General features: G+C 44.7%; 15 protein-coding genes. 11 read left to right on the plus strand and 4 right to left on the minus strand.

The window, feature by feature from the left end; all coding sequences use genetic code 11:
• Positions 1-47 precede the first annotated feature (47 nt).
• Genes R7Q46_RS07095 through R7Q46_RS07120 form a run of 6 tightly spaced genes read left to right on the plus strand, consistent with a single transcriptional unit; the run spans position 48 to position 6,278 of the window.
• Positions 48-1,037: a ketoacyl-ACP synthase III gene (locus R7Q46_RS07095; protein ID WP_318077412.1), complete on the plus strand. Its 990-nt coding sequence runs from the start codon at positions 48-50 to the stop codon at positions 1,035-1,037.
• A complete protein-coding gene (locus R7Q46_RS07100) occupies positions 1,034-2,020 on the plus strand; it encodes an NAD-dependent epimerase/dehydratase family protein (RefSeq protein WP_213871636.1) in 987 nt (328 codons plus the stop codon). Before R7Q46_RS07095 ends, R7Q46_RS07100 begins: the two co-directional genes overlap by 4 nt.
• Entirely contained in the window at positions 1,989-2,852 is an 864-nt protein-coding gene (locus R7Q46_RS07105) for an MBL fold metallo-hydrolase (protein WP_213871637.1), read from the plus strand. Before R7Q46_RS07100 ends, R7Q46_RS07105 begins: the two co-directional genes overlap by 32 nt.
• Positions 2,840-4,108 carry a F390 synthetase-related protein gene (locus R7Q46_RS07110; protein ID WP_318077413.1) on the plus strand — a complete coding sequence of 423 codons (1,269 nt, stop codon included), beginning with the start codon at positions 2,840-2,842 and terminating at the stop codon, positions 4,106-4,108. The genes R7Q46_RS07105 and R7Q46_RS07110 overlap by 13 nt, the downstream gene beginning before the upstream one ends.
• Positions 4,096-5,208, plus strand: a complete 1,113-nt coding sequence (locus tag R7Q46_RS07115) for an ATP-grasp domain-containing protein (RefSeq protein ID WP_213871639.1) — start codon at positions 4,096-4,098, stop codon at positions 5,206-5,208. Before R7Q46_RS07110 ends, R7Q46_RS07115 begins: the two co-directional genes overlap by 13 nt.
• Entirely contained in the window at positions 5,205-6,278 is a 1,074-nt protein-coding gene (locus R7Q46_RS07120) for a hypothetical protein (RefSeq protein WP_213871640.1), read from the plus strand. Before R7Q46_RS07115 ends, R7Q46_RS07120 begins: the two co-directional genes overlap by 4 nt.
• Before the next feature lie 106 nt (positions 6,279-6,384).
• Here R7Q46_RS07120 and R7Q46_RS07125 read toward each other — a convergent pair whose 3' ends face one another.
• From R7Q46_RS07125 to R7Q46_RS07135, 3 genes are all read right to left on the minus strand, one after another.
• Entirely contained in the window at positions 6,385-7,971 is a 1,587-nt protein-coding gene (locus R7Q46_RS07125; protein WP_005380301.1) for an AbgT family transporter, read from the minus strand.
• Positions 7,972-8,200: 229 nt separating this feature from the next.
• A complete protein-coding gene (gene ykgO / locus R7Q46_RS07130) occupies positions 8,201-8,326 on the minus strand; it encodes a type B 50S ribosomal protein L36 (RefSeq protein WP_005380299.1) in 126 nt (41 codons plus the stop codon).
• A gap of 3 nt (positions 8,327-8,329) precedes the next feature.
• Complete coding sequence (locus tag R7Q46_RS07135; RefSeq protein ID WP_005380295.1) at positions 8,330-8,590, minus strand: type B 50S ribosomal protein L31; 261 nt, start codon at positions 8,588-8,590, stop codon at positions 8,330-8,332.
• A 123-nt stretch (positions 8,591-8,713) separates the two neighbouring features.
• Between R7Q46_RS07135 and tsaA the strand changes: the two genes are divergently transcribed.
• The 5 genes from tsaA to R7Q46_RS07160 all read left to right on the plus strand — a co-directional run bounded on the left by tsaA (position 8,714) and on the right by R7Q46_RS07160 (position 12,592).
• Positions 8,714-9,409 (plus strand): tRNA (N6-threonylcarbamoyladenosine(37)-N6)-methyltransferase TrmO, encoded by a 696-nt coding sequence (gene tsaA / locus R7Q46_RS07140; protein ID WP_262647454.1) that lies wholly within the window; start codon positions 8,714-8,716, stop codon positions 9,407-9,409.
• Positions 9,410-9,520: 111 nt separating this feature from the next.
• Positions 9,521-11,236: a proline--tRNA ligase gene (locus tag R7Q46_RS07145; RefSeq protein WP_318077414.1), complete on the plus strand. Its 1,716-nt coding sequence runs from the start codon at positions 9,521-9,523 to the stop codon at positions 11,234-11,236.
• Positions 11,237-11,414: 178 nt separating this feature from the next.
• Positions 11,415-12,083, plus strand: a complete 669-nt coding sequence (locus R7Q46_RS07150) for a tellurite resistance TerB family protein (RefSeq protein WP_053306724.1) — start codon at positions 11,415-11,417, stop codon at positions 12,081-12,083.
• A gap of 111 nt (positions 12,084-12,194) precedes the next feature.
• On the plus strand, positions 12,195-12,401 hold the full coding sequence (locus R7Q46_RS07155; protein ID WP_005391765.1) for a YaeP family protein: 207 nt from the start codon (positions 12,195-12,197) through the stop codon (positions 12,399-12,401).
• Complete coding sequence (locus R7Q46_RS07160) at positions 12,401-12,592, plus strand: DUF4250 domain-containing protein (RefSeq protein WP_005380289.1); 192 nt, start codon at positions 12,401-12,403, stop codon at positions 12,590-12,592. The genes R7Q46_RS07155 and R7Q46_RS07160 overlap by 1 nt, the downstream gene beginning before the upstream one ends.
• A 104-nt stretch (positions 12,593-12,696) precedes the next feature.
• Here the strand turns inward: R7Q46_RS07160 and R7Q46_RS07165 are convergent, their stop codons facing one another.
• The gene (locus R7Q46_RS07165; protein WP_033905531.1) at positions 12,697-14,061 is read right to left on the minus strand and encodes a sodium-dependent transporter; all 1,365 of its coding nucleotides are present in this window, start codon (positions 14,059-14,061) and stop codon (positions 12,697-12,699) included.
• Positions 14,062-14,126: the final 65 nt, after the last annotated feature.

Below are 14,126 nucleotides of genomic sequence, written 5' to 3' on the forward strand. Positions count from 1 at the left end.
AACGTGGTTTATTTTGAACGACTTTTTTAATAAGTGTATAGAGAATAATGGGCTTTAACATCGTTTCCAGTGGAAGCTACCTGCCAACGAATCAATGGTCTGATCGAGAGATGGATCGCTTCCTAAAATTAGCGCCAGGGACCTGCCGAAATAAATTCGACGTTGAATATCGTCATGTAGCCAATACAAAAGAGACCGCTATTTACATGGCAATGCAGGCAATAGAGCAGTGTTTAGGAAACACACATACCTTAAGCTCCGTTGATCTTCTTATCTACGCTAGCGGCACACACCACCAGTCTCTACCCTACGACGCCTCAGCGGTTCTCGCCGCGTTAGACGCTCCAACATGGCTAGAAAGCTTTGATTTGAACAGCACCTGTTTATCCTTTCTCTCTGCGCTTGATCTTGCTCAGAGTCTATTCTTAGCAAAACGGTACCGTCGGATTCTTATTGTCACCAGCGAACTCGCCACTGGCATCACACTGAATCGAAATTTTACGCTCAAACCAGAAGTTGCAACCTTATTCGCGGACGGTGCCGCCGCATTTTTGCTCGAAGAACACGACGATGATGGATTGCTCACCAGTCACTTTGAAACGCATCATACCGGGTATTCATTTTGTCAAATTAAGGGCGGAGGTAGTCATATCAATCCGCATACCTCCGAGCATCAAGCCTATTTAAAAAGTTGCCAGTTTGAGATGGAGGGCAAAGCACTCTTTAAACATGTGCGTAAAGCCTTACCAGCGTTTCTAAAAAAAGGGTTTGACGCCTCTCCGGTAACACTCGGCGATATTGATTATTTTCTTCCTCATCAAGCCAGCGCGCATGGATTAAAAAAACTGCCTTCACTCACCGGGCTACCAACAGATAAAACCGTTAATCACTTTTCGACTTTGGGAAACCAAGTCGCCGCCTCACTCCCAATTAACTTACACTGGCTGCGTAATCAGCCGGAAGCCGCAGGAAAACATGTGTTATTAGCTGGCACCGCCGCAGGGTTGTCACTAGGGATGGGAGTGCTAAAACTATGAAGATATTGGTCACTGGTGGCAGCGGGATGTTGGGTAGTGCAATTCTGAGAATGTTTCACCAGCAGCATGAACTGCACTTTACAGCACGAAATACAGTCATCGCTAAACAACTCGCCGAGCAATTCGATGTTATCCCCCATATAGTCGATTTAAGAGACCACTCAGCAGTTCATGCGGTATGCCAAGGTATGGATGCAATCATCCATTGTGCCGCTTTCTCAAGCCCATGGGGAAAGTGGCAGGCGTTTTATCAAGCCAATGTAGATGCCACCAAAAACCTCGTCAATGCGGCTAATACGCATCAAATCTCGCGTTTTATCCATATTTCGTCCACCAGCGTCTACTTTGACCATCAAGACCGTTGGAATATTCGAGAAACCGACGCCATAGCTTCATACTGGTGTAATGATTACGCACACACAAAATATCTATCAGAAATTGAAGCCGTAAAAGGTCGAAGTAAAGCGATCATTTTAAGACCGCGTGGCATTTTTGGACCCAATGATCGCGCGATTATCCCAAGAGTGCTTAAGGCGATAAAAAACAACACTCTGCTTCTGCCATCGGGTAGAAATCCTGTGGTTGATCTGACCTATGTCGACAATGTTGCCCATGCAGCGATGCTCGCTTGCACTCAGGCAGACCAACTTCAGCATGGTGATGTGTTCAACATTTCCAACAACGAACCAATGCCAATTGAGACTGTTCTGCAAGCTTTATGTGAGGGGTTAAACCTAAAAGTAACGTTACAATCATTACCATACGGTGTGGTATCACCATTATTAAAGCTCAGTGAGCAAATACGAAGGCACTTACCACATCAGCCAGAACCAAGGCTCACCTCATACAGCGCAGGATTGTTTAACTATCATCAAACTCTGGATATCAGCAAGGCGAAACAAACACTGAATTACCAACCGCTTTTTTCAATTCAAGAAGGAATACAGCAGTATGCAAACTGGTCTAAAAATAAAAATCTTTGAGGCTGGACACTGCGTACACCCAGGCTTTGTTGTCAAACCAGGTTCTGGTATCAAGCCTAGAGCATTTCCGGCAGCCGTTGCGTTAATTCAGCACCCAACGCAAGGCAACATCCTGTTCGACACGGGATATCACGAGCATTTTTTTAGCGCGACTCGTCCCTTCCCTGAACGTTTTTATGCTTGGACAACACCTTGTCGCTATAAAAAAGAACACGGAATTGTTGCGCAGTTAGCAAAAGAAAGTCTCAAACCTCATGATATTGAACACTTAGTGCTCTCCCACTTCCATGCTGATCACATTGCTGCCGTGTCTGAGTTTTCCCACTCTCAATTGCATTGCCAACAAAAAGGGGTAGATGCAATTATTAAAAGTGGTCGAATTGGAGGCGTAAGAAAAGGATACCTAAAAGCTCTACTTCCTCCACAGCTTGAACCTAACTTATTAATTCATAGGGATTTTTCTGTACCAATCAGCCAAATTCTTCCTCAGTGCCAAGGTGTTAATTTGCTCTGTAAAGACATGTTCGACGATGGATTTATTTATATGGTTAGCTTGCCAGGCCATGCTGCGGGTCAAGTGGGCTTGCTAATTAAAAGAGACCAAAGTTGGCTGTTCTTACTCGCCGATGCGTGCTGGTTAATCGAGAGCTTGAGTGAAAATATCGATCAACATTGGCTGGCGAACATGCTTTGCGATGATACAAAAGCATATAAAAACACCCTCTCCGAGTTGAGAAGTTGCTACCAACAAACCCACCACTTTGTTCGCTTCGTGCCTTCACATTGTCAGGAAACTATCCAGCAGCTAATCAAAGAAGGATGGATGAAGTGAGAACGCTTATCTCAGAATTCTGGCGAACCCGCTACCGCCCCTTCGGCTCAAGGGAACAAGTCGAAACATGGCAGCAACAACACTTAACGCAACACTTGGATTGGGTATGCCGTCATTCACCGTATTACCGCTCACTTCAAGGTGCACCACTCAGTGATTTCCCTATCATGAATAAGCAAACCATGATGGAGAACCTCTCGGAGTTGAATACGAAAGGCTTAGATGCTGAACAGCTAATGCAACAAGCACTCGAAGCAGAACAGTCACGCAACTTCCCCGCTTCGAAAGTTGGCGATGTTACTGTTGGGCTTTCTTCGGGCACATCAGGCATGCGCGGGTTGTTTCTTGCTGACAAACAGGAAACGCAACTGTGGGCTGGCAATATATTGGCTCGCCTGTTGCCCAACCTATGGCAAAAGCACCGAATTGCGCTAGCCTTGCGCGCCAACAGCCCACTGTATAAATCCGTCGCGAAAGGCCCTGTCACATTCTTTTATGCGGATTTAACTAAACCTTACCAAGAATGGATAAAAGAGCTAGATGAGTTCCAACCCACGCTTTTAGTTGGTAGTGCGCAAGCTCTTCAGCTCTGTGCCCAGTTCAGCGGTCAATTTGGTCAACCCGAAATTCAACCACAGCGGATCATTTCTGGTGCAGAAGTCCTAACTGAGAGTGACCGTCACTTTATTTCTCAACGGTTCGACAGCGAACTCCATGAAGTCTATCAATGTACCGAAGGTTTTCTTGCATGTACTGATCAGCATGGACAAATGCGCTGGAATCAAGATGTTGTTTACATCGAAAAACATTGGCTGAATACCGAACGTACTCATTACAGCCCAATTATCACCGATTTTCGTCGTAAAACTCAGCCCATTATTCGTTATCAGCTCGACGATATTATTGAGAATAAACAGGATAATGGCGTATTTGAACCTCTTGGCGCGATTGCCGGACGATGTGGTGATCGCCTCACGCTAAACGCAAACCACGTCCCAGTGACGGTGTTACCAGATCTCATCTACCGCGCTATAACACTATCCGCCCAAAGTCGCGTGGATTACCGAATCACCCAAACAGGGTCACAAGCCATTCAAATTGAAGCGGATGTTCACCACCATCGGGTTATACATCAAGCCTTGATAAAGTTGTTTGACCAATTGCGGCTTGATCCTGTCAGATTTAGTTACCGCCCTGCGCCTATTTGGACACCAATGAATAAACAACGACGTGTGGTGAACATATGCGGGTCTTAATCACCGGAGCCCGAGCACCAGTTGCACTAGAGTGGGCAACCATGTGTATGCATCATGGACATGACGTAATTCTCACCGATTCGCTAAAAAAAACTCTAGGATCGTTTTTGCGAGGTATCGAGTCTTATATCCCCACCGCTTCGCCTCGATTTGCGTTTCCCACCTATCAACAGCAGATCCTAAAAATCATTACTCAGATGCGTATTGATATAGTGATACCCACTTGTGAAGAAGTTTATTACTTGGCTCATGTTGCCAAACAATGCCCAGAAGTAGATTTTTTTCTGCCCAATGTGGGACTACTCAATGCCCTGCACAACAAGTTGACCGTCTTTGAACAGCTTCAAGGTTTGCCAGAAATCACACTTCCAAGAACTCGTTTGGTCGCTGATAAAAGTGAGATTGAAATTAATAAGAGAACCGTTCTAAAGCCCGTTTACTCTCGGTTTGGCGGGCAAATCATAAGAGATGTGACGACTCAGTCTATTTCTGCCGCCACGATATCGCCCCTTTTCCCTTGGGTTCAGCAACAAAAAATCCATGGGACTCCGGTGTGTAACTATGCCATTTTTGAACATGGTGACCTTAAAGCACACCAAGCTTATGTGCCGAAATACTGTGTAAACGGCTCGGCCGCCAGTGCTTTTCAGCCGATCTCGTGCGAACGACTAGATAGATTTATCGCAGCTTTTGGTAAACGTCATACTTATCATGGGCAAGTGTCGTTTGACTTCATCAAATCACAAGATCAACTCTACGTGATTGAATGTAACCCAAGAGCCACCAGTGGTTTGCACCTACTCTCGTCTCGATGCAACCAACTGCTTCCTAATATGGAGTTTACCAGTCCTTCCGAGCAGCGATTGCATCATTTAGGTCCAATAACACTCATCGCGGAAGGTGGATTATCCCTATTTAAGGCTCGAACTTGGCAAGATTGGTGGTCTGGAGTGAATGTGATGCAACAGCATAACTTACCGGTCGGGAGCCAAATCCGGAGTATGTTTGAATTACTCCGGTTAGCTAGGCAGAACAAGACGAAGTGGAGCGACGCTTCTACCGTTGATATTGAGTGGAATGGAGAGGCATTGAACTCATGACACTTTCCTCTCAAGAATGGCATCAAACCTTTATCACTCTTATGCAGTCAAATCCTATTGATGAATGCACAGCAAGCTTTGGTTGCTACTATATCGATGATGTTGCCATTCCTTACTCCGTAACACCAAAAATACCAAACAACTGTTATGCAGTCTCCCCTATGACACTGCTTAGTGGCTACGCCGAAGAAGAGCTTCACAAAGTCAAAAATGTGGCTGTTCGATGGGTATGTAAGTTACTTATTAATATGACTAAACCAATCTTATCATTGGCTGGATTGGATCAAGTCCAAACTCTCAACAATCAGTGCTTGTCCACCAATATGTATAGCGAACAATGGGCAGCCTTAAATCTCGATGAACTGCGTCGCGTCGCACTCGATCAATACCCCACCTTTCCCTTGGTACTTCGCTCCATTAACCAACGTCGACAATCACGCTTTATTCAGCGATTAGAGCAGCAGCAATGGCAAAGCTTGGTAACACGACAAGTGTATTTACTTGATGATTGGCAAGCGTTCAGCTTCAACCGAGATTTAACGAAAGACTTCAAACTGCTTAATGATAAAGATTGGCAGTTTAGGCCACTGACCACTGATGAAGAGTTTCAGCGTGCCAAAGAGTTATATGACATGCTTTACCTTGATAAATACAGCCTCAATAACATCCAGTTTTCAACCCAATATTTAAAACAGGCGAGCCAGAACAAATTAGTAAAGTTAGTGGGACTGTTTTATCAAGAAGAGATGCTGGCTACGTTAGGCATTGTAGAAATTGATAATGATATGACTTGCCCAATTTTTGGCTACGATACCAATAAGCCACAACGCCTCGCATTGTATCGTCGAATATCGGCCTACACCATCCGCCATGCAATGATATACCAGCGTCGCTTTAATATGAGCTCAGGCGCTCCGGCTTTTAAACGCAACAGAAAAGCCCGGCCAGAAATTGAATTTAGCTATGTTTATATTGCGCACTTACCTTGGTACAAACGCATAATTTGGAAAAGCTTATGCTGGCTCACTCAGCACTTTTATCGCCCTTTGTTGATGCGTTTTCAGCTATAAACCGACATCTATAATCAGGTAAGCCTGCGTACACAGTCTCAATCGATAAAAAAGCCTGCGACGTTCGCAGGCTTTTTATAATGGAGCTGTGTGAGGTAACCGTTTTCTACGGTGTGTAGTATGTTGCTGCGCCAGGGCCTACTGGTAAACCAAATACGAATACCCATAGGTAGAACAGCACACTCCAACCTACAATGAAGCAGATTGAGTAAGGTAGCATGGTCGCGATCAGCGTACCGATACCTAAGTTCTTCATGTAACGAGTCGCTACGGCAAGAATCAAACCAAAGTAGCTCATCATTGGAGTAATGATGTTTGTCGTCGAGTCACCAATTCGGTAAGCAGCCTGAATCGTTTCCGGTGCATAACCAACAAGCATCAACATAGGAACAAAAATCGGAGCCGTTACTGCCCACTGTGCCGATGCCGAACCAATCATTAGGTTGATAAAGCCACACATCAGGATGAAGGCAAAGAACAACATTGGGCCAGTTAAGCCAATTTCTTGCAGGAAGCTAGCGCCAGCAACCGCGAATACCTGACCGAAGTTAGTCCATTTAAAGAAAGCAACGAACTGAGCCGCAAAGAAAACTAATACAATGTACATGCCCATAGAAGACATAGATTTCGCCATTGCATCAATTACATCGCGATCCGTCTTCATCGTGCCAACAACTTTACCAAACACAAAGCCTGGAATAGCAAAGAACACAAAGATGAATGCCACGATACTTTTCAGGAATGGTGAACCTGCAATTGTACCTGCATCAGAACGTAGAATGCCGTCTTCTGGAACAACCGTCCAAGCAAGCAGCGCTGAAACAACCAGTACAGCAACACCTGCTAGTTTTAGGCCTTTCTTCTCAATGTCTGTTAAGCCACCCATTTTGTCGTTCGACAAATCTTCTGAGGCTTCTTCTTCACTGTATTTGCCAAGCTTTGGCTCAACAATTTTTTCAGTAACAAACGCACCTGTGATTGCAATGAAGAATGTCGACACAAACATGAAGTACCAGTTAACTTCTGGACCAACAGTGTAAGTTGGGTCAATCATTTGCGCCGCCGTTTCAGTAATGCCTGACAACAGCGGGTCAACCGTACCAATAAGTAGGTTTGCTGAGTAACCACCAGATACACCAGCGAACGCCGCAGCAAGACCGGCAAGTGGGTGACGACCTAAAGAATGGAACAGCATTGCAGCCAGTGGAATAAGTACCACATAGCCAAGCTCTGATGCCGTATTTGAAATGATACCCGCGAAAACGACCGTCACTGTTACCATGCGTTGTGATGCACCCATGACTAAGCCACGCATTGCTGCAGATAGCAAGCCTGAGTATTCAGCAATAGCAACACCCAACATCGCAACCAATACCGTACCCAAAGGTGCAAAGCCGACAAAGTTTTTCACTAGATTGGTAACGATTAGTTCAAGGCCATCAGCGTTAAGCAAGCTAACGACATGAATCATGCCATCCGCGGCACGACCTTTTGCACCCTCAGGACGAGGGTCAACTACGGAAACTTCGAAGTATCCTGCAATACCCGACATCACCAGAATGGCTAAACAGAAAATGGCAAATAGTGTGATCGGGTGGGGTAATAAGTTCCCCAAATATTCGACAGTATCCAAAAAGCGCGTAAACAGCGGCTTCTTAGGCGAGTTTTGTTTAATTGAATCAGATGAACTCATCTGTTCCCTCCTTGTTTTTATTCCTATGCAAATGTGACAAAAATGTCAAAAAGCGTGCGAAGGGTACTTGAGTAGAAGGTCAAATAAAAGCCCTAAATGTTACAAACTGTGACGAACAGAGGCATTTATAACCAACATTGAATAAAAATGTAGATATTTCATCCATGTAAGATAATTAACTCAACATTATCAATTAAACAAAACCATAAGTTAGATATATGCAGGTTGATTACTTTTGCACAGCTTTGAATCTCGGGTTCGTTTTACAAATGACATAAAGACGCCCTCTCCGTTTTACAATCTGACAATCCGGATGACGACTTTTTGCACTTTTTAATGATTTTACTACCTTCATGATTTATTCCTTTTCGCTCTTAAATTGACCAAAACGACGGTTGAAGTTCGCAATGCGACCTTCGGTTTGTACAACGCGCTGTTTACCGGTGTAGTACGGGTGAGAAGCTGACGACACATCTAACGTAAAGTAAGGGTAAGTTTTGCCATCTTTCCATTCGATGGTTCTCTCCGTTTTCAACGTAGAACCAACGACAAAGTACTTATCTACACTGGTGTCGTGGAACACCACAGGACGATATTCAGGGTGGATTCCTGGTTTCATAATACTTTTCCTTTTAATTAAATTGTTATGTTATAACATTTTGATTAATAATCATTATCAACAAGAAAAGCAAGAGAAATTTGTGATACTTTTCATCTCAATGAATTCTTAAAGATGTCCACCATGTATTCCATCGAACCCATCGGCGTCATTGAGACACCGTACAAAGAAAAGTTTGCAGTTCCGCGCCAACCACGCTTAGTACCAGAGGCTAAAGCACGCGTAAAACTGTTAGGTGCAGCAAATAGCCCTGAAGCAGTGCGTGGGCTAGAACAGTTCTCTCACGTTTGGTTGTTGTTTCTATTTGATCAGAATCTGGAAGCTGGTTGGAAACCAACTGTACGTCCGCCACGATTAGGCGGCAATGAACGAATTGGTGTCTTTGCCTCGCGCTCGACTTTCCGTCCAAACGGAATCGGAATGTCAGCCGTTGAAGTGAAAGGAGTCACTAAGCAAGGCGATCAAATCTATCTTAATTTAGGCAGTGTAGATCTCGTGGATGGGACACCGATTGTGGATATTAAGCCTTACATCCCCTATTCGGATTCTATTTCGGAAGCACAAGGCGGATACGCAGACCAAGAGCCAGAAAAGTCACAAGTCACCTTTTCTGCTCAAGCATTAGCAACGATAAAAAATCGATCCCATACTGACTATGTAAGATCAGTCATTGAACAAGTTCTGGCACAAGATCCTCGCCCTGCATATAAGAAAAACAAGCCGGACGACAAAGAATATGCGGTAAATTTGTTCGACTTGAACGTAAAGTTCACAGCAACAAGCAACTTAATAACGGTTACCGCTATTGAAAGCTTTTGACAAACGCAATTGGCTGATATTATAGACGGCTAACAAATTTCCCTTTAGGGAACTCCCATACTCCTGCTTATTCAAGCTTGAGTATCTAACTTAAATAAACGGATAAATTTAATGCGTACCAGTAATTATCTTCTTTCTACTCTGAAGGAGACTCCAAACGACGCAGAAGTAGTGAGCCACCAGCTCATGCTACGTGCAGGTATGATCCGTAAGCTGGCTTCAGGTTTATACACCTGGCTACCTACTGGTCTACGTGTACTGCGTAAAGTCGAAAACATCGTTCGTCAAGAAATCGACAATGCAGGCGCAGTCGAAACTTTGATGCCCGTTGTTCAGCCGTTTGAACTATGGGAAGAGACAGGCCGCAGCGAAAAGATGGGCCCTGAGCTACTTCGCTTTACTGACCGTCATGTTCGTCCGTTTGTACTTAGCCCAACCGCTGAAGAAGTGATCACTAGCCTTGTTCGCAATGAAGTGAGCTCTTACAAACAGCTTCCGCTAAACCTGTACCAAATCCAAACTAAATTTCGTGACGAACGACGCCCACGTTTTGGCGTAATGCGTTCACGTGAATTCTCAATGATGGATGCGTACAGCTTTGACATTGATAAAGACGGACTACAAAAGTCATACGACGCAATGCACGATGCTTACTGTAAAGCATTCGATCGCATGGGTCTGGATTACCGTCCTGTACTTGCAGATAGCGGTGCTATCGGTGGTAGCGGCTCTCAAGAGTTCCACGTACTGGCTGAAAGCGGCGAAGATATCATCGCATTTTCTAGCGAGTCAGATTACGCGGCAAACATTGAAAAAGCAGAAGCACTAGCTCCAGCCTCTGAGGCTGCGGCACCAACACAAGAAATGACGTTGGTTGATACGCCAAACGCGAAAACAATCGCTGAATTGGTTGAGCAGTTCGAACTACCAATTGAAAAAACAGTGAAAACACTGTTTGTGAAAGCATCTGACGAAGTTGATACGCCAATCATCGCGCTTATTATTCGTGGTGATCATGAACTGAACGAAGTGAAAGCAGAAAACCTTCCTCAGGTTGCAGCTCCATTGGAAATGGCATCTGAAGAAGAAATTCGTGAGCTTATCGGTGCAGGCCCTGGTTCACTAGGCCCTGTTGGCCTTAAACTGCCGTTCATTGTTGACCGCAGCGTTGCGGTAATGAGCGACTTCGGTGCGGGCGCGAACATCGATGGCAAACACTACTTCGGTATTAACTGGGGTCGTGATGTAGAGCTTGGTCAAGTTGAAGACCTACGTAACGTTGTGGAAGGTGACCCAAGCCCATGTGGCAAGGGCATTATCCAGCTTAAGCGTGGTATCGAAGTTGGCCATATCTTCCAACTAGGTAACGCTTACTCCGCAGCGATGAACTGTGGTGTACTGGGTCCTAATGGTAAGAACGTCATCCTAGAAATGGGTTGTTACGGTATCGGTATCACTCGCGTAGTAGCGGCTGCTATTGAACAAAACCACGACAAATACGGCATCATCTGGCCAGATGCAATCGCACCATTCCAGGTAGCGATCGTTCCAATGAACATGCACAAGTCAGAAGAAGTGAAAGAAGCCGCTGAGAAATTGTACGCTGAGCTAACGGCAATGGGCATCGAAGTGCTATTTGACGACCGTAAAGAACGCCCAGGCGTAATGTTCTCTGACATGGAGCTTATTGGTGTACCGCATACCATTATTATCGGTGACCGCTCAATGAAAGAAGGCAACTTCGAATACAAGAACCGTGCTACTGGTGAGAAAACAGCAGTCGCAATGACTGACATTGTTGAGCACGTAAAAGCTCAACTAAAGTAAGCACTAGACGAGTTCGCATTTGAAGTAGTTTCAAATAGTTAAAAAGGGTTGGCTTCGGTCAGCCCTTTTTATTACAGCTCAACATCCTCCCTCCACCTTTTTCGAACTATTCACTTTGTTAATCTTTGGTTCAGCTTCTTGCTATTAAACTGATTTCATCATCTAAAGGAGGTCAGTTATGGATTTAAAAAGTCTTCTAAACCAAGCACTCAAATCAGACTTACTTAAGCAAGGTGCAGATGCATTGGGCAAACAAACCAACAACATCAAATCCTCATCAAATTCAAGTAGTCTAAAAACGCTAGGAGCAGGTGCTGTAGGCGGAGGCCTCATCGGTATGCTGATGGGCTCAAAGAAAAGTAAAAAAATGACTAAAAAAATAGGGTCAAACGCATTAAAAGTCGGTGGCGCAGCTGCGCTTGGAGCCTTGGCCTACAAAGTGTATAACGACTGGCAAGCCAAGCAATCCGGTCAAGGTGTTCAAGAAACCTTTGACCCCGATGACAGTAAACACAGTGTCTTAATTTTAAAAGCAATGATTGGAGCTGCAAAAGCTGATGGTCACGTTGATGAAGAGGAAATGGCGCGCATTGAACAAGCTCTCGCGGATATGGGCGCAGATGAGCACGTTCGTCACCTCGTTCAGCAAGAGTTAAACAAACCGCTTGATCCTGCTGAAATTGCTAATCAGGCGACCTCTCCTCAACAAGCGTCAGAAATTTACCTGGCGTCTTTGATCGTCGCTGATGAACAAAACTTTATGGAAAAAGCGTATCTGCAAGAACTAGCAAAACAACTTCAACTTTCACCAGAAGTCACCCAGCAGTTAGAAGCACAAATGCAGTGATTAAATCTCGCTCAAGCAAACCTTCAACTTGAGCCAAAACAACTCTGTACTTTGAGTTTCAAATCCGCTGTGTGTATATTGAGATAAGTTATCATTTAGTGGAAAGAAAACATGCAAGTATACGGCTGTTGTGAACTGGTTCGTGAGCTTTATGCTCAGATTGGTAGTGGCGATCAAGCTTATATTCCCCAAGCAATTTCATGTGCAGTTAAAGCACTGAACGATGTTGCAGCGGATGAGTCCCTGCCTAAAGAAGTGCGTGAAAAAGCGGCATTTGCTGCGGCAAACCTACTGATTTCAGATTTTGAGGATAAGTAATGAATCTAGCGAACTTTGAATCCATGGATCCTGTCATGCTGATGAGCATTGTGAATATGAAGCTACGCGACGACTTCGGTGGTGACTTAGATAAACTGGTGGCTTTCTTCGATATCGAACGCACAGCACTGGAGACAAAACTGGCTTCTGCTGGTTTTGACTTTCTTCCAGAAGCAGGACAATTCCGTTAATCAACACCATTCTTGGCGGATAACCGAAACGAGAATAACCAATATCAAAAAGGGCTTGATGAGTTACCATCAAGCCCTTTTCTTTTATTCGATAGGCGTCTCGGTTAGCCAAATGAAGCCCAGATGACTGTCGCCACAAGAATTGGACATACAAACTTCACATACGCAGGCCATAACTTACCAAACCAACCTTGCGTAAACTCCGGGCAACCTTGCTCAAGTTCTTTGATTTTTGAGTTGCGATTCCATACCCAACCACCAAATAAGCAGAATAAGAGCGCAGCGGTTGGTTGTAGATATTGAGTAGCAACCGTCGCGACCATACCAAACAGAGCGCCAAAGTTATAAACAATCACCACACTGAACAAGGCAATGAGACCACCTAAAACCCAGCTCGTTGCGCTGCGCTTAGTATTGAAGCGCTCACTCACTAAAGCCACTGGACACTCTAACATTGAAATGGAAGACGTTAGCGCCGCAATCGTCAGCAATAAGAAGAACACAATAGAGAATAATTGACCAAGCAAACCTAAACTATCAAACATTAGTGGCAATACCGTAAACACTAACGTATCTGAGCTTAAGAGAGAGCCATCTTCTGCATAGATTTGAACGCCCTTTTGCATTGCTACAAACATCGCTGGCATCACCACTAACCCTGCAATGAAAGCAACGGCAGTATCTACCATGGTCACGTTCATCGCCATCTTTGGTAGGTTTTCTTTCTTACTCAAGTAAGACCCGTAAATCAACATTGAGCAGCCACCGATCGTAAGCGAGAAGAAGCCCTGTCCCATTGCAGCAAGAATCAACTTGCGGTCCCATACCTTTTCAAAATCCGGCACTAGGTAATGTTTCAGACCTTCCATCGCACCGTTTTGCGTCATGATGTAAGCAAATAGCAGAGCAAACAGAACAAACAATGCTGGCATCAAACGTGTGGACCACTTCTCAATACCTTGTTTTACGCCACCTTGTACGATGAGAATCGTCAGTACATAAAAAGTAATGGTTCCGAACAAGTTACGTTCAACACTAAAGCCCTTTAGCCATTGAGTTGCAGCTTCTAACCCCATTAGATCTGTGATTGCACCCAGTAAAAAGCAGATCAACCAACCACCAACAATTGAATAAAACGCTAAGACAGCGCTTGGTACGCTTAAACCAATCCAACCCACAATGCCGCCGAGCTTTTTACCGGTAGGGTTATCTGTGATTGCACGCATACTGTCTACAGGGTTGGCTTGACCATGGCGACCAATCGCCATTTCAACCACCAGCATCGGAAATGCGACGATAAGAATCATCACCAAATAAACTAACAGGAAAGCACCGCCACCATTACTGGCTGCTTGAGTTGGGAAGCCCCAAATATTGCCAAGGCCAACCGCGGCACCTGCGGCAGCTAAGATGAACCCGAGACGAGAGCCAAAATGCTCGCGAGGCTGAGAAGAGGTTTGCTGTGTCATACTACTCACACAAAAATATCATTGAACTAGCTAACTAGTACACTATAGCAATATTCACTATTCAA

The sequence above is a fragment of the Vibrio sp. 811 genome, from assembly GCF_033339195.1.